Consider the following 16,114-nt stretch of genomic DNA (forward strand, 5'->3'; position numbering starts at 1 on the left):
GAATAAAATAATTATATAGAAACTAATTATTAAAAAATAAATTAATATATATTTATACATTAAATCTAATATACATTATATATAAGAATTCTTCTAGTATTTATATTTATTCTATTTTCTATTTTCCCATCGCTTATCATAAAATTATTTTTCATCCAAAAATATTTAACTTCATTATCATCAGGATGAAGCACTAAAAATTCTAAATTAGTACAAGCTTTTAAAACCTCTATAATTTCGTTTATTATAATACTACCTAGCCCGATCTTTTTAGGATTGACAGAAAACCACAATATATATACATATAAAAACTCATTTTTTTCTTTATTTTTATAAAGCCTCATATTTAAATCAAATCTCTTCTCTTTAGAAGCTTTAATTTTATTACTTATAATATAATAATCATCACTTTCGCCCTCTCTATATCTAAACTCACCATAAAACCCCAAAACTTCTAATATAACTTTATTAAACTGCTCACATAAATCTATTAATACACCTTCATCAACTTTATTAATCATAATTATCCCCCAAATATCCCCTTGTTTTTAATTTCAACTCTAGATGCATATTAAAATACTTAAGTTAATAATAGTTGATTTGTATATTATGTAATTTAATTTATATAAAAAATAAATATTATCTCAGAAAAATACAAAATAGGCATTATAAAAGGCCATGTATAAATCTTATACACAGCCCCTATAAGCGTTAGCTTTAAAATCATCTAAATTCCATTATCTATAATTCTTATATAATTTTTCAATTATATTCACAATTTCATACATTACCCAAGCGCAAACGGCAAGTACGAACACGCCCATCATAACTATGTCAAGTTTAAATACTTGGCTACCATATACAATCAGATAGCCGATTCCGTTTCTAGAAACTAAGAATTCTCCTACGATTACTCCGACCCAAGCCATACCTATATTGATTTTAACAATATTTATTAAGTTTCCAATATTAGCAGGCAATATTAATTTAAATAATATTTGAAGCTTAGTGGCTTTAAAACTCTTCAACATTTTGATTTTCTCTTCATCAACATTTATAAAATAATTATATGCAGATAATATTGTAACAACGATAGAAATCAATATTGCTGTCACAACTATACCTTTTATATTAGCCCCTACCCAAACGATTACAATAGGTGCTAAAGCTGTTTTAGGAAGTGCATTTAATACTACTAAAAATGGATCTAAGACTTTTGAAAGTCTAGGAGATGCCCAAAGTAGTATCGCAACTAATACACCGCCAACTGTACCGATTATAAGCCCAAGCATCGTCTCATACACAGAAGTCTTTACATGTATCCAAAGTTTTCCGTTTTCCATATATCTCATAAACAAGTCGTATATTTCGGATGGTTTACTAAATAAAAATGTACTTATAACACCTTTATTTGCAAGAACTTCCCATAATACTAAAATCGCCACTAATAAAACAAGTTGCATAATAAGTACTTTTATTTTTTCTACTTTAATACTTCTCAAATAATTTTTATATCCTACAGACATTTCTTTTTTTTCTACACTTGAAACATCATTAGCTGTAGATGACATTTTAGAAGCTTGCTTATTCTTTTTAAATTTACCCAATGTCATTATTATCTATCTCCTTCCAAAGAATATCAAAATATTGTTGAAATACAGGTTCCTTTCTACAATTAAACGGAGTTTTTTCATTTTCCATATCGCCGAAGTTTATTTCATGCTCACATTTAATTGTTGCAGGTCTTTTAGAAAGCACAGCAATTCTATCAGACATTGCAATCGCCTCACTTATATCGTGAGTTACAAGCAAAGCTGTCTTGTGTTCATTTTTTATAATTTTGTAAATATCGTCATTTACCATAAGTCTCGTCTGATAATCAAGAGCAGAGAAAGGTTCATCCAACAAAAGTATATCAGGGTCTACTGACAAAGTTCTTATTAGCGCTACCCTCTGTCTCATCCCTCCTGATAGTTCTTTTGGATACATATCCTTAAAATCCCAAAGTCCGTACGTTTTTAAAAGTCTCTCAATTCTATCAAGCGAAGCTTTATCCTTTCTTTTTAAAATTTCAAGCCCTATAGTTATATTATCCATTATAGTTCTCCAGTCTAATAAATGGTCACGTTGAAACATATAGCCGATTGTTCCATTAATGACCACGTCGCCCTCAGTTGGTTCTAATAATTTTGTCAAAATGTTTAAAATAGTAGATTTACCACTACCAGACGGTCCCAACAGTGAAAATATCTCGCCCTCTTCAACATAAAAGTTGATGTGGTCTAGTACGCGCATTTCACCGTCTTTAGTATAAAACGTCTTAGTCAAATCATTCACTTCTACTATTTTTGCCATGATGTCACCCCCAGTAATTCACTTGCATAGTTTATATTATTAATATTTAAGCTAATTTGTACCAAATTCTATCAAAAAATTAATTTATATAAAAAGATACAAATAGTTTATATAAATGGTTTATATAAAAAGAAGATATTAAAGTTTACAAAAGTTTAAAGAATATATTAAGTTTTATATATAAATATATTAAGTTTAAAAAAGAATATTAAAGTCTAATATGTAAGTTTAAGTGAAGCTTATAATTTATAAAAATTAGAATTAAGAAGCTAAAACAATTCCATAATTTCATATCATACATTTAAATCATTAAATTCATTTCTCATAAGTTATAATTCAATATCATGTAAGTTATATTTTGATATTTTTTAAAATTATAATTTTCTATTATGCAATTTAAAATTAATTTTCTATAATTTACAATTTTATATATTAATTTATAAAATGATTTACATACTAAAACTCACTTAATTTATATACTGAATCATACTTAAACGCACTAGATTGATAAAAAATTAACCTTTAAATAACAAATAAATAATAGATATTTAAAATACAATTTGATATTTTGTTAAAATATTTTCCCAACATAGTTTTACATTTAGTAGCATTTATTGAATATTTTGGGTTGTGTTGAATCATCTTTTTATACATTTTGTCTATATTTTTAAACGTATCGAATGATAAAGCCGAAATTTATTTCATTTTTTTCTTAATCATCGTGTGGTTACGAACAATGCTCAATCCATTGATATTACTTAGATTTTAAATGATTTGAAAATATTACCAGGAAAAAGTTATCATTTCATGTCGAAAAAAGTATTTACAAAATTATTTTTTTAACATATAATCATAATTGTCCTCGGGAAATCCCCTAACAACTGGAAGGAAACCACTTTCAAGAAAAGAATTCTTGATTTAAGGAAAAATTTATTTCAGATTTAAGGAAAACAGTTCCGAGGAAAACAAAAAGGATATTATAGAAAAATTTTGGAGGTATCATATTATGATGAATATTTTAATGGGTACTGCGTTATTACTAGTAGTACTTGCTTTATTTACATTATTTAGTTATAAGGCGCCACAAGGTATGAAGGCTATGGGTGGTCTTGCAAACGCTGCATGTGCATCGTTCTTAGTGGAAGCGTTCCACTTATCATTCTTTGGAGATGTTTTAGGTATAGAATTTTTACAAAATGTTGGTAATGCAAACGGTTCGTTAGGTGGGGTTGCTGCTGCAACTTTAGTTCCATTAGCTCTTGGAGTTTCTCCAGTTTATGCTGTGTTAGTAGGTTTAACTTGCTTAAACTTCAAAATATTACCAGGTTTCATAGCTGGTTACATAGCATCATTTGTTATTAAATTCTTAGAAGAAAAAGTTCCAGCTGGTCTTGACTTAATAGTTATAATATTAGTTGCTGCTCCTTTAACTTACTTCATAGGAGATGTTACTAGCCCAGTTGTAAATGGTGTTTTAAATACTGTAGGAACAGTTTTAATAGAGGCTTCAACTGCTTCTCCAATAATAATGGGTATAATCCTTGGTGGATTAATAACAGTAGTTGCTACTGCTCCACTTAGTTCAATGGCTTTAACTGCTATGATAGAACTTACTGGTGCTCCAATGGCAATAGGTGCTTTATCAGTATTCGGTTCTTCATTCATGAACTTCGTGTTCTTTAGCAAAATGAAATTCGGTTCTAAAAAAGACAATATAGCTGTTGCAATAGAACCATTAACTCAAGCTGACTTAATATCAGCAAATCCAATACCTGTATATGTTACTAACTTCATAGGTGGGGCTATGTCAGGTGTAATAATAGCTTCTATGGGACTTGTAAACAACTCACCAGGAACTGCTACTCCAATAGCTGGTCTTGCTGTAATGTTCGCTTATAACCCAGCAATAAAAGTATTAATAGCTGCTGCTGGTTGTGCTTTAGTAAGTATATTAGGTGGATTTATAGGATATGCAATATTCAAAAATTACAAAATAGTAACTGCTGACGTAGTTCGTGGAAACGATAAAGAAGAAGTTGCTGCTTAATATAAAAATAAAGGTTGTCGCAATAATTGTGACAACCTCTTTTTATTTATTCTCTTTTTATTTATAAATGATATAGAAAAACTCATAACACAAATTCCTTTAAGTTTAATTTTGATTTTATGTTTATAACTTTACATATATATAACTTTTTCTTATGACTTTCACTTTTACTTTTCTTTTTTGCTTTAATTTTATGATAAAGTCTTTTTCAAAATGATTATTCCAAATACAGTATCAAATTTTTTCACGATATCTTGGATTATACCGCAAGATTTAAAGCCGTATTTATAATAAAACTTTGTACTTATTTTATTTTTTGTAGAAAGAAGTGCGATTAAATTCTTAATTCCCATTTCCTTTGCATCATCTTCTAGTCTTTTTAAGCAGTGATATCCTATTCCCTTTCCTTTTGCATCATATGAAAGATAACAAATCACTTCTGCTGTTTCTTTAAGTGTCTTGTAGTTTTTGTAAGAACATAAGTAACAAAAGCCCACTACTTTATCATCTAATTTGACTGCATATGCTGGATAGTCTTTTATATCGTCTAAGATCTTTTCATAAAAATTGCTAGGCAGTTTATTTCCTGGAAAGGCTGCAAATGTATGCTCAATATAGTAGTTGTAAATCTCCATTACAGGATATTTATGTTCCATAGATAATTTTTCAAAACTCAAATTCATACATATTCCCCCTTTAATATTACATTCTTCTTTTGAAATTGCTAATTATCCTTGTAGTATAATATATTTGCCCATACATATAAAATATTCCTTATAAATCAATATTTAATCCATTATGCTTTTAATACTTCAATTTATATATTGTTATTGTTTTTTTTAACAATGTTGATATACAATATAAGTAAGATTTATTATTTTTTATTATAGTGAGGTAATATGAATGAGAAAAGACAAAACTTTATCAAGTGCCACGATTAGAAGGTTAACCAAGTATTATAGATATATTGACGAATTAGATTTAAAAAATATCCAGGTGATTTCATCATATACTTTAGGCAAAATGATGAATATTAGCCCTTCTCTAATTAGACAGGATTTTAACACAATTGGGGAGTTTGGACGCCAGGGGCATGGATACCAAGTTCAAACTTTAAAAAAAGAAATTGGCGATTTTTTGGGAATTAATAAACTACATAATATGGTAGTTGTAGGTGCGGGAAATCTAGGTCAAACCCTAGCGAATTATGACGGATTTTCACAAGTCGGATTTCCTATAAAAGCATTGTTTGATATAAATCCAAAACTTATCGGAATGAAAATAAACGAAATCGAGATAATCGACTTAGATAATTTGAAAGATTTTATTAAAAACAACAATATAAATATCGGGATATTATGTGTTAGAAAACACTGCGTCCAAGAGATGACAGATATTTTAGTCGACGCCGGGATAAAAGGTATTTGGAACTTCTCCGCTCCTGATATAAATGTACCTGATGATGTGAAAGTCGAAAATGTAAACTTCTCTAATAGCTTGTTTACTTTGTCTTATCTTATGAACGATAAATATTACTCTAAGTAAAGGATCTCTGTTGTAGAGGTTCTTTTTTATTGTAATTTATTTTTATATTATTTAATGTTTCTAAGTTTTAATGGACTCTTTTGTTATTAATGGAGTTTTTTAATTTTATAAGCTTGGCGTTTTGAGCAACGGAATCTTTGATTCGTTGGCGAAATGAACGCAGTGAATTTTATTTTAAAACTTTAGTTTTTAAATAAAACTTAAATAATAAATATAAAAAGATGTAAAACCAATTCAAATTGTCTTTGATTTTATATAGTTGTTATCCTTATTCTTTCCTACTCGGTATAATATTATTTTTTATTTACTATTTTAATTTTATATCTATTTAATCTCTTGCTTACTTATTATTTAGTTATTTAATTACTCACTTACTGCCTTTTATACTGTTTATAAAGTGTCAAGATTTTCAGGAAAAATATAGTTTTTTTAGTGAAAACCAAATATATTTTTTATATAATATTACTAAATACTGGAGATAAAATAAAAATAATAAACGATAATAGTAAAAATAAATAATAATAATAATAATACGGAGGAGGTCTATTATGACAAAGGAAGAATTAAAAACAATTACAGAAAGTGCGTTTAACAATTTATTAACTCAAAGATACTCTTCGGAAGAGTTGATAAAACAAATAACTCTTCTCAGCGAAGAAAACCAAGAAGAGTTAAACCCAAACCAATTTGCTATGTTTTTATTTTACCAAAACATTGAATTTACTAAAGATTATTTAGATAAGGTATTAGAAGAAGTGCTTTTAAAAGATACCGTAAAATAGTTTATTTTCACAAAAAATAATCTGGCATCTACCTATAATGCTAGATTATTTTTTGGAGTTTTTAATAATATTTTTAAAATTCACTTTAATATAGCCGTTTAAATATGTTCATTTTTCACCTCAGCTATTTAAATATTTTTCGTATATTTTCTTCTCTGCTATTTTAATAGCCTCAATTGGATCATAACCCATCTTTACATATTTCTTAGCTATTTCTATCAATTCATCTATTCTGTCCAACATAATTATCGCCCCTTTGAATTAAAAAACCTATCAAAACTATTATTTGTAATTATTTAATGATAAAATTCGATTATTTATTTATTAGATAAACGTATTTAAATAGCCTTCTTTTTTTTATATTTAAATTATTACATTTCTCGACACCTTATATTGTATATTGAAAATATAAATTAATATATAAGTTAATCATATATCTTTACGCTATATTCCAACATTTTAACCTCTATTTCGGTAACATTTTATATATTTTTAAATATTATATAATAACACTTTATTTTTATTTTGAAGTAGATTTTTAATCTACAGTATATTTCAACTTACAGTATATTTAATTTATATTTAATTTTAATTTGCAAAATATTTTTGAAGTGAAAAACTTAAGTACAAGGATGGTGATTTTAATGGCTGTTGTAACAGGTGCATTAATTTTTGATGCAGATAGAAGTGGTGAAATCGACTTTAGAACTAACGGCGCTATCACTAATACACCTTTAGTTTTACAAAGTACTGATGGTAGTTTTAATACAGTCGCGACTTTAACTGATGGTGTCGGCGACTTTGAGTTTTTTAATGTACCTGCCGGAAATTACAAAATAAGTGTTGTTGATGGATATACAGGACTTATTACACCTAGCCCAGCAGACTTTGCTACGGCTGCAAAACCCGAAAAAGAAATCACACAAGGCAAGGTCCCCAGTTATAAAAATGTGCTGCCAGCAGACAGGCGTACAAAAGGAATGAACGCATTAAACGCAGTATTACCTACAACTTTATATATTACAGTAACTGAGGATGCTCCCCTAGATGATGTCTACTTTTATATAGGCCCTGCTTTATATAAAAATTATATATTAGATAAGTGTAGTTCTTTATCACCTAATAATCTAATATCAGCTGGAGATAATGGGACATTTGGCGACGTCGAAATAGGTAGCGAGCCAAATAGCGGTCCCGCAACTAATCCATATAGTAATTCATCTCTTATGTCTGATTTTACATGGATTAAACAATCAAACGAAATCCCAATAGGAGATTACACTATTGGAAATACGACAAAACCATATAATGAAAGTGAACTCTACGATTGGTGGAGATTATCCGACCACACGACAAGTATAGAAACAGGTAGAATGCAGATTGTAGGCGGCAATAGTTCAAATAAGAAAACTTTATCGACTACTGTAAATAACCTCGAAAAAAACACAACTTATTTATTTACAGCTTGGGTTGCAAGTTTAAATAAAAATCAATCTCCATCAGATTCCAAAGTAGGCATGACAGTAGATGGTCTAGATACACATACTCCACTATATAGCAACTTAAACCACATGATAAGTACAGATCCTAAACTACCAATTTGGCAGGAGATAGGCGTTAAATTCAACACAGGCGAAAATACTTCAGTTTCGCTAAATATGTTAAGTGTAGCACCTATGTATTTTTTCGCTATTGATGATATTAAACTGAGAAAAGTTACAAACTTATGTAGAACTACTTCAGGTAGTGTATGTGATAATTTCTGCGTTACAAATTGCGTAAATAAACATTTAACTTGTGTGGGCGATATTTTGACATTTAATATTTGTATATACAATACAAGTGAATTTAGTATGGGAAGTAATGACTATCCGATTATTTTTTCAAATGTTTTATCTGATTGTGCTTGCTTTATTCCTAACACACTTTTACTAAACAATATGCCTTTAAGTTGTATAAATTTATGTAATATTAATCTAGGTATTTTTAAACCATATGAATTAAAAACAATCGTCTTTAGCGCATTTATACAGTCTAATTTTCAAAGGCTACTGACTAGTTGTGCTAAGGTGATTTATATAGATTCAGACTCAAATATTTGTTGTACTAATAATACGATAGCTATTATGATTTTATAACGAGTAAAAATCAAATTTATTTAAAAGGAGATGAGTTTATGGCAAGTATAACAGGATTGCTCATTTTCAATGTCAACAGAAGTGGATTAATCGACTTTGCAAATGATTCAGGAGTAGCAAATATACCGATAGTTTTACAAAGTACTGACGGCGACCTTAGGACAATTGCTACTTTTACTGATGATAGCGGTGAATATAAATTTTCTAATGTACCTCCTGGAAATTATAGAGTCGTTGTAGCAGATGGTTATTCAAAAACTATTTTACCTATCCCTGCTGATTTTGATGCTAATGCAAGAGCCGCATCACAAATTCAAGTGGCAAAAGTACCTAGCTATACATCTATAGCTCCAGAAAATCGAGTAGACGGTATGAATGCCTTAAATACGGTGACCTCGACTACTGTAAATCTAACTGTAACTTCTACTGTAGATGTATATGAGGCGGATTTTTTAATAGGGCCGGCTATATATCTCACCCAAACGCTAGAAAATTGTCTAATTGTATATCCCGACAATTTGATTAAGGTTGCTAGTAATGGGACATTTGGTGAAGTTTCACAAGGAAGTAGCCCTGACAGTGGACCTAGTAATAATCCATATCCAAATGACAATATTACTTCTTGTTTTAAGTTTACTAAGCAGACAAACGAGCTTTTTAGAGGATATTATACGATTGGAAATACAATCTCTCCATATAGTGATGATTATAACTGGTGGAGGTTATCTGATCATTCAACAAGCACAGAAACAGGACTGATGCAAATTGTAGGTGGAGATGGGTCAAACAATGCATCATTTTCAACTATTGTAAATAATCTCAATGAAAATACGACTTATTTATTTTCATTTTGGATAGCAAATATAGATAAAAGTCCAAACCAGATAAATTCAAAAGTAAGTGTATGTATAAAGGGGTTAAACGACTGTTGCACCTTATATAGTGATTATGAACAAATATCTACTAATTCACATTTACCAATATGGCAACAAGTCAGCATAAAATTTAATACATGTTGTAATTCTTGTATTTCAATATGTATTTGTAGCCCAGTTTCTATGTATTATGCAGTAGACGATATAAGTTTAAATAGACTTTCAATAGCATCATGTTCTTGCATGGCTAAATGTGCTTTATCTATTGCAAGCTGTGCAGATAGGTACACAACTTGTATAGGAGATATTATAAGATTTTCAGTAGCTATATCCAATAATACAAATACTATAATAGGTAATTCTTCTCGTGTTTTTTTATACAATAATTTATCTAAATCGGCTTCCTTTATTTTAGGAAGTCTGATTATAAATAATGTACAACTCCCTTATTACTTTGATATATATTGTATAGATTTGGGAGTGTTTAGCCCTTGTGAAGTCAAAACTATTTGTTTTGATGCTGTTGTAAATAATTGCTTTATAAATCCAATTTATAATATATCTCAGATAGTTTATAGGTATAATACACAAGTTTCAGATAATTATACTTATTGCTCAGATAGAAGTGATGTCGCTGTCTATATATGTTAATCTTAAACCTTAGTGATGTAGTGTCTATATAAAATCAGCATTAAAGTTTATTATATAAAAAGGCTGTAGAAGCATAATCTACAGTCTTGTAGTATGTGTTATAAAAAAATTACGCAAGTTTGTAAACTCCCCTCTCTTCATTCTCCTCAGTTTGTGATACAATATAAAAGGCTCATCCAAATTTGGACGGGTTTAATATATTGAGGAGGAAACATTAATGAGTTTTTTTAAAGATTTATTTTCATCTTTATCTTCTAACAAGACTTCTGAAAAACCCTCTCAAAACACAGAACTTTTAACTAACAGCGCAAAGAGAGTTATTCCTTCTATTGCAGATTATTCTTACAGAAATACAGGCTTAAACACCATGACTTTCGAGGATTTAAAATATTTACTTAAAAATGATGTGTTTGAGAAAAAGCTAAATCGTGCATGTGGCGACAATATCGTATATACTGATATGCTAAAAAAAGACATAGTTTATTATTACAACCTTATGGATGATTTAAACGACCATATTTGCTCGATTTTAACACATAGAAGATTGCTTAGTGTAGATGAGTGGATGGATATATTCTCTGATATGCAGAGAAAAAACCTTATACACAATATTTATGAGGCTAAAAATAGCGACATATTAGACGATTATAAGTACATATATGGAGATGATTTAATACGTAGATTAGAAAGCGACTACACTTGGATGTATATAAATTCGAGTTTACTGCTTGGTTGTGTAAGTGCAATTTATGAAAAACCACACTTTGGACATGATTTATTCGACAGCTCGTCAGAAGTTGTTGTAGACGAAATCAACAAATGTTGTGAAAACTGGACTGCACATTTCTTCTCGCTAAAATCATCTACTTCAAACTCAAACAAAAGAAATGTTCAAAATGCGAAATCTTATGATTCTTACGATTCTTCTTATAAAGCAGAAGAGAAACCTTGTGAACCAGTACGTGAAATCGTAAAAGAAGCTACAGAAGAAATAAGCACATCAAACGCTTTTGAGGAGATTTTTGAAGAAGTTTATAAAGAAAGAATAGTAGAGACAGAAGTTTCAAAAGATGATTTCAAAGAAGATACTTATAAAGCTATCTACAAAGAAAATACATACGATTTTTATGAAACAGAAACCGCTAACACTGATTTAGAAGATGATTTTAAAGAAGTTTATGAAACACAATCTTGTGAAATAGATTTTGAAAATAAAGTTGATTCATTAGATACAACTGAGAAAGATTTATGTGAAGAAGTTTATGAAGAAAAAACTGTTGAGGCTGTTCAAGTAGCAGAAGTGAAAGTTGCCGAAGTTGTTAAATTAGCAGAAGTGAAAGTGTTTGAGACGAGTACACAAACTGTAGAAGATACATTTGAAGATACGTTTAACGAGACTTACTCACAAACTTACGCAAACGAGACTTATATAAACAAAGAGGCACCTTCTATACTTCAAAAATGTGAAGAAGACGAAATAGTTGAAAATAGCTTTGCATTTTTAGAAGATGACGACGAACTTGTTGTAGCTGATTCAGTCATTAAAAAATACGAAGACTTCGACCCAATTGAAGAAGATTTTGAAATAGCTGAAACTGAAGAATATGCTGAGTCTGAAGGACATGTAGACACTGTCAATACTGTTAATGTGTCTGTCGATGAGCCTTCTGAAATAGAAACTTCAGAATCTAGTTATTATGAAGAAGATAAAGCTGATTTAGAAAATAATACAGAACACTTGTTGAGTGAAGATGCGAAAAACGCAATTTGGCATATTGTCCAACAATCGTTTAAATATACTGATTTCAGTGCATCTACTTATCAAGATTTCCAAGATTTTATGAATAAAAACGTATTTGATAAAAAACTAAATCGACTTAATTGTGATATTAGAAGGTATTCAGACGATCTTAAAAAGAATATCTTATACTACTACAATCTAATTGAAGATTTAAAATATCATCTTCACTGTATTATAACGAATAAACAACTTATAAAAGCGGATAAATGGATGGAAGAGTTCGGTAAATTGCAAATTGCAAACAGAGTACACGAAATAGCAGGCACACCAAACGCCGATATTTTAGAGACTTATGACAAAATAGCAGTCCAAAATCTAGTTTCTAGCTTAGAGAGAGACTACACTTGGATGTATCTAAGCTCGAACTTATGGCTTGGATGTATATATGCAATATACGAATATCCAGAATTTGCACCAGCTCTATTTGCAGAACCTGCAGGCTGTATAGTTGATGAGATTATGTATGAATGTGATGATGTTATGATAAATTGGAGATCTGGGAGATAATTTTAGGGGACTGGGAGCAGTCCTCTTTATTTTTTGGATTATTTTATACATATATTTTTATAACAAGTTTTTAAATTATTAAATCTTCTCCTGTATTATTACCCTTTGAACCTAATACTTCTTCTCCAAAAACATTTCCATTCATCAACTTAATTATACATATAAAATCTTCATTTTTATCTATTACTTTATTTAAATCAGTTTTAAATCTTATCAGCTTAGATGGATTCATCTCCCCTCTAAATACCGATTTTTGAAAATGTGATAAGTATTTTTTACAAACTTTAAAAACCTTTTGCACACGTTTTTCTCCAACATCATAAAATACAAATACATAATTATAGTTTAATTTTTTACTCATTATAAATTCTCCTTACAATTAAATGGTATAAATTCTTTATCTTCCAATATATTTTTTATAAGTTTATAACAATCTAATTTTATTGCAGTTCTATATGATACCTTTCTCTTTAATGTTGGATGCATAAATACTGATTCTATTCTCTTTTCAAAAGCTTCTATAAATATTTTTCTTCCTTCTTCATTTAAAAGACAATAATTGTATTTTTTATCGAAATGCTTTGTTACTTGAAGTTTTTTCTTATTCACTAAATCAAAAATAGTCTTATATACTAATATTGGCTTAAATGCCTCACTAATATCTAAACTAAGCGAAAATCTTCCCTCTGATGGTTCATGTAAAAAACTAATTCTTTGATCTAAATGTGTTCTATAAATAGAATTTATTGTCTTAGCATATAAAACTGAATTTCCAAATGAAATTAAAGAATTTATCGGGTTATCTGGTGGTCTCTTAACTCTTTTATTCATTATAAAATCTTCTGGTAAAAAGTATTTGAAGGTAGAATAAAACCTCTGCCAAATTTCACCTTCAACTGCCATAACTTGTTGAATGCCTTTAGCATTTTCAATTTGTTTAAAAGCATCTTTTCTTATCCAATCTATTACTTCTTTTACCTCAAATTTTTCATGTCTATAGTAATGATACAAAATTTCAGAAATATTAACTCCAATTCCTTTTACAATAGACTTGGCTATTTTTAATCTCTCTTCACTATTTTCATATTTTTCAACTTGTTTAACAAGTAATTTTCCACTATTATATTTATTTCTAGGATAAAAAGTTCCACTATATCCTTCAAAGTAGTTAAAAAAATGTACTACAATATCATTTCTAGCTAAAAAATCTAATAATTTAGTATTTATACTAATCTCATTTAAGCAATATATTTCTTTAGTATTTTCAATTGGAATATATACATTTTTTCCATCTTTTCTAAAACATAATGAATTATCCTTTCTACTAAGTTCACCCATAGAAGTAATATATCTCGTACTACCCATATTTTACATCCCCTTTTAAATATAACAATATTCATAATAAGCACATTTTTTACATTTAGGTTTATTTAATACAGTTGGAATAGATTCAGAATTAATAAGTTTTTTTATATCTGAAATGTGAAACTCTAATTCTTTTTCAATTTCATCAGTAAGTTCAAAATAATACACTTTATTATCTGATTTTTTCTTTTCAACACACTCTAACTTTCCTTTTCTTATTATCCCTTTGCTTTTTAAAACTTTTAAGTAAAATAATAATTGCCATTTACTTGCATTTATATCTGAATCTGATTTTTTTATTTCTGTAAGATATTCCTTTGTGATCTTGTCTACTTTGATATTCTCAATTGATATTTCTGAATTGTCACTATCTGATGATTTTTGCTCATGAATTGCTTTTCCAATTTTAACAAGCTCGCTATTATCTTCTAAATTCAATCGATTTGCAAATAAGTAACATTGTCGTTTGCAGTGAAAATAATAGTTTATTATCGTTCCGTTAATTTTCATAATCTCACTCCCCTTTGGGTTGTTATTGAATTTTTCTTATTAATTTTATTATATATTATTTTTGTGTTTAAATATATTTTATATTGTTATTAAATTGTAATTTTTTTGTATTTTTATTATTTTTTGATGTTCCTTCTGTATTTAAATACATCTCATGTTAATGTTAAATACGTTATAATACTTTTTATTCCATTCAATACATTAGATTTAAATACATCTCATGTTAATGTTAAATATATATCTGCATCTAATACTGCTTACTACGAAGATAATTTAAATACATCTCATGTTAATGTTAAATCTAATCTTCTTAATCTTGTAGGACAAGGAAAGTTCAAATTTAAATACATCTCATGTTAATGTTAAATTTGGAATTGTAAGCAAAGGATTTGTTGCAGATATACTATTTAAATACATCTCATGTTAATGTTAAATTCCCCTTGGGCATTCTTTGTTTGGTCTAACATTATTATTTAAATACATCTCATGTTAATGTTAAATTTGGCATCACATTTTCAATCACCGGTGTTACTGCTATTTAAATACATCTCATGTTAATGTTAAATATATCAAAATCAGATAGTAAAATTTTGATTGGAGAAATTTAAATACATCTCATGTTAATGTTAAATAAAAGAAAATGGAACATATTCATTTTATACATTAGGATTTAAATACATCTCATGTTAATGTTAAATTAATCTTACAAACGGTTATTTGTACGAAGTATTTAGATTTAAATACATCTCATGTTAATGTTAAATTTAGCAAAAGGTGTTATAAACGGATAGGGGGTATAATTTAAATACATCTCATGTTAATGTTAAATAGTTTTAGAACTTGCAAAATATTATAATGATAATGAATTTAAATACATCTCATGTTAATGTTAAATATTTAAATCCAGTTCTATATCCCCAAATATCTTTTTAATTTAAATACATCTCATGTTAATGTTAAATTCGAACTCCAATATCTCTTTTATACTTTTCTCCGTATTTAAATACATCTCATGTTAATGTTAAATTATCTAGATTCGGTACTCTAGATAGCTTGTTTTTTAATTTAAATACATCTCATGTTAATGTTAAATAAGAAAGGGAACAAAAACAAGAAAAAATAAAGAAAGATTTAAATACATCTCATGTTAATGTTAAATGAGATCCATTATTTCAAAAAGCAGAAAGAAAACTCTAATTTAAATACATCTCATGTTAATGTTAAATCACTAATACCAAAGGTACTGGTTATATAATAACAGAATTTAAATACATCTCATGTTAATGTTAAATACTTTAATTGAATTTCTCTACAAAACTAATTGCTGCATTTAAATACATCTCATGTTAATGTTAAATAATTAACTAAAAATAGTTATGTTAAGTTTGATAAATTTAAATACATCTCATGTTAATGTTAAATACTTTTTCCGTTATATGTAGTGTATCCCCAACCATTATTTAAATACATCTCATGTTAATGTTAAATTTCTTCCAAATGCATCTTGCCCTTGTTCTATATAGATTTAAATACATCTC

14 protein-coding genes and 1 CRISPR repeat array (1 of these 15 cut by a window edge) are annotated in these 16,114 nt (G+C 28.2%); of the genes, 6 read left to right on the forward strand and 8 right to left on the reverse strand.

Annotated elements, in window-relative coordinates:
* Positions 1-65 precede the first annotated feature (65 nt).
* The 3 genes from ABCM86_RS08305 to ABCM86_RS08315 form a co-directional block, all read right to left on the reverse strand.
* Positions 66-521 carry a hypothetical protein gene (locus ABCM86_RS08305; RefSeq protein ID WP_295777795.1) on the reverse strand — a complete coding sequence of 152 codons (456 nt, stop codon included), beginning with the start codon at positions 519-521 and terminating at the stop codon, positions 66-68.
* Between the two features lie 216 nt (positions 522-737).
* Positions 738-1,526 carry an ABC transporter permease gene (locus ABCM86_RS08310; RefSeq protein WP_295777812.1) on the reverse strand — a complete coding sequence of 263 codons (789 nt, stop codon included), beginning with the start codon at positions 1,524-1,526 and terminating at the stop codon, positions 738-740.
* Positions 1,527-1,599: 73 nt separating this feature from the next.
* On the reverse strand, positions 1,600-2,355 hold the full coding sequence (locus tag ABCM86_RS08315; RefSeq protein WP_295575829.1) for an ABC transporter ATP-binding protein: 756 nt from the start codon (positions 2,353-2,355) through the stop codon (positions 1,600-1,602).
* A 1,009-nt stretch (positions 2,356-3,364) separates the two neighbouring features.
* Between ABCM86_RS08315 and ABCM86_RS08320 the strand changes: the two genes are divergently transcribed.
* Entirely contained in the window at positions 3,365-4,402 is a 1,038-nt protein-coding gene (locus ABCM86_RS08320; RefSeq protein ID WP_295575852.1) for a PTS sugar transporter subunit IIC, read from the forward strand.
* Positions 4,403-4,593: 191 nt separating this feature from the next.
* Here the strand turns inward: ABCM86_RS08320 and ABCM86_RS08325 are convergent, their stop codons facing one another.
* Positions 4,594-5,085: a GNAT family N-acetyltransferase gene (locus ABCM86_RS08325; RefSeq protein ID WP_195929789.1), complete on the reverse strand. Its 492-nt coding sequence runs from the start codon at positions 5,083-5,085 to the stop codon at positions 4,594-4,596.
* Positions 5,086-5,305: 220 nt separating this feature from the next.
* Between ABCM86_RS08325 and ABCM86_RS08330 the strand changes: the two genes are divergently transcribed.
* On the forward strand, positions 5,306-5,947 hold the full coding sequence (locus ABCM86_RS08330) for a redox-sensing transcriptional repressor Rex (protein WP_195929790.1): 642 nt from the start codon (positions 5,306-5,308) through the stop codon (positions 5,945-5,947).
* Between the two features lie 548 nt (positions 5,948-6,495).
* Complete coding sequence (locus ABCM86_RS08335; RefSeq protein WP_195929791.1) at positions 6,496-6,729, forward strand: hypothetical protein; 234 nt, start codon at positions 6,496-6,498, stop codon at positions 6,727-6,729.
* Between the two features lie 120 nt (positions 6,730-6,849).
* On the opposite strand, the gene ABCM86_RS08340 is transcribed toward ABCM86_RS08335, so the two are convergent.
* Positions 6,850-6,972, reverse strand: coding sequence for a hypothetical protein (locus ABCM86_RS08340; RefSeq protein WP_279325549.1), 123 nt, complete (start codon positions 6,970-6,972; stop codon positions 6,850-6,852).
* A gap of 401 nt (positions 6,973-7,373) precedes the next feature.
* Between ABCM86_RS08340 and ABCM86_RS08345 the strand changes: the two genes are divergently transcribed.
* From ABCM86_RS08345 to ABCM86_RS08355, 3 genes are all read left to right on the forward strand, one after another.
* Positions 7,374-8,867 carry a carboxypeptidase-like regulatory domain-containing protein gene (locus ABCM86_RS08345; RefSeq protein WP_343003833.1) on the forward strand — a complete coding sequence of 498 codons (1,494 nt, stop codon included), beginning with the start codon at positions 7,374-7,376 and terminating at the stop codon, positions 8,865-8,867.
* A gap of 38 nt (positions 8,868-8,905) precedes the next feature.
* Positions 8,906-10,393: an SdrD B-like domain-containing protein gene (locus ABCM86_RS08350; protein WP_343003834.1), complete on the forward strand. Its 1,488-nt coding sequence runs from the start codon at positions 8,906-8,908 to the stop codon at positions 10,391-10,393.
* 217 nt (positions 10,394-10,610) lie between these two features.
* On the forward strand, positions 10,611-12,701 hold the full coding sequence (locus ABCM86_RS08355) for a hypothetical protein (RefSeq protein WP_295674871.1): 2,091 nt from the start codon (positions 10,611-10,613) through the stop codon (positions 12,699-12,701).
* Between the two features lie 70 nt (positions 12,702-12,771).
* Here the strand turns inward: ABCM86_RS08355 and cas2 are convergent, their stop codons facing one another.
* The 3 genes from cas2 to ABCM86_RS08370 are packed head-to-tail and all read right to left on the reverse strand — an operon-like array spanning position 12,772 to position 14,576.
* Entirely contained in the window at positions 12,772-13,062 is a 291-nt protein-coding gene (gene cas2, locus ABCM86_RS08360) for a CRISPR-associated endonuclease Cas2 (protein WP_295674873.1), read from the reverse strand.
* Complete coding sequence (cas1b, locus tag ABCM86_RS08365) at positions 13,062-14,066, reverse strand: type I-B CRISPR-associated endonuclease Cas1b (protein ID WP_295674874.1); 1,005 nt, start codon at positions 14,064-14,066, stop codon at positions 13,062-13,064. Before cas1b ends, cas2 begins: the two co-directional genes overlap by 1 nt.
* Positions 14,067-14,081: 15 nt before the next feature.
* A complete protein-coding gene (locus ABCM86_RS08370; RefSeq protein ID WP_295674875.1) occupies positions 14,082-14,576 on the reverse strand; it encodes a CRISPR-associated protein Cas4 in 495 nt (164 codons plus the stop codon).
* A 65-nt stretch (positions 14,577-14,641) separates the two neighbouring features.
* Positions 14,642-16,114: direct repeats of the CRISPR family, unit length 30 nt; unit sequence ATTTAAATACATCTCATGTTAATGTTAAAT; it runs 872 nt beyond the window's last position.

This window comes from Clostridium sp. 2218st1_F5_2218SCRN_220325 (assembly GCF_039062665.1).
In the GTDB taxonomy this organism is placed as follows: domain Bacteria; phylum Bacillota; class Clostridia; order Peptostreptococcales; family Peptostreptococcaceae; genus Intestinibacter.

Coding starts and splice junctions, on each gene's coding strand:
- ABCM86_RS08370 (WP_295674875.1), bottom strand. CDS start 14,576: ATGAAAATTAACGGAACGATAATAAACTATTATTTTCACTGCAAACGA.
- ABCM86_RS08335 (WP_195929791.1), top strand. CDS start 6,496: ATGACAAAGGAAGAATTAAAAACAATTACAGAAAGTGCGTTTAACAAT.
- ABCM86_RS08310 (WP_295777812.1), bottom strand. CDS start 1,526: ATGTCTGTAGGATATAAAAATTATTTGAGAAGTATTAAAGTAGAAAAA.
- ABCM86_RS08315 (WP_295575829.1), bottom strand. CDS start 2,355: ATGGCAAAAATAGTAGAAGTGAATGATTTGACTAAGACGTTTTATACT.
- ABCM86_RS08340 (WP_279325549.1), bottom strand. CDS start 6,972: ATGTTGGACAGAATAGATGAATTGATAGAAATAGCTAAGAAATATGTA.
- cas2 (WP_295674873.1), bottom strand. CDS start 13,062: ATGAGTAAAAAATTAAACTATAATTATGTATTTGTATTTTATGATGTT.
- ABCM86_RS08350 (WP_343003834.1), top strand. CDS start 8,906: ATGGCAAGTATAACAGGATTGCTCATTTTCAATGTCAACAGAAGTGGA.
- ABCM86_RS08320 (WP_295575852.1), top strand. CDS start 3,365: ATGAATATTTTAATGGGTACTGCGTTATTACTAGTAGTACTTGCTTTA.
- cas1b (WP_295674874.1), bottom strand. CDS start 14,066: ATGGGTAGTACGAGATATATTACTTCTATGGGTGAACTTAGTAGAAAG.
- ABCM86_RS08325 (WP_195929789.1), bottom strand. CDS start 5,085: ATGAATTTGAGTTTTGAAAAATTATCTATGGAACATAAATATCCTGTA.
- ABCM86_RS08305 (WP_295777795.1), bottom strand. CDS start 521: ATGATTAATAAAGTTGATGAAGGTGTATTAATAGATTTATGTGAGCAG.
- ABCM86_RS08330 (WP_195929790.1), top strand. CDS start 5,306: ATGAGAAAAGACAAAACTTTATCAAGTGCCACGATTAGAAGGTTAACC.
- ABCM86_RS08355 (WP_295674871.1), top strand. CDS start 10,611: ATGAGTTTTTTTAAAGATTTATTTTCATCTTTATCTTCTAACAAGACT.
- ABCM86_RS08345 (WP_343003833.1), top strand. CDS start 7,374: ATGGCTGTTGTAACAGGTGCATTAATTTTTGATGCAGATAGAAGTGGT.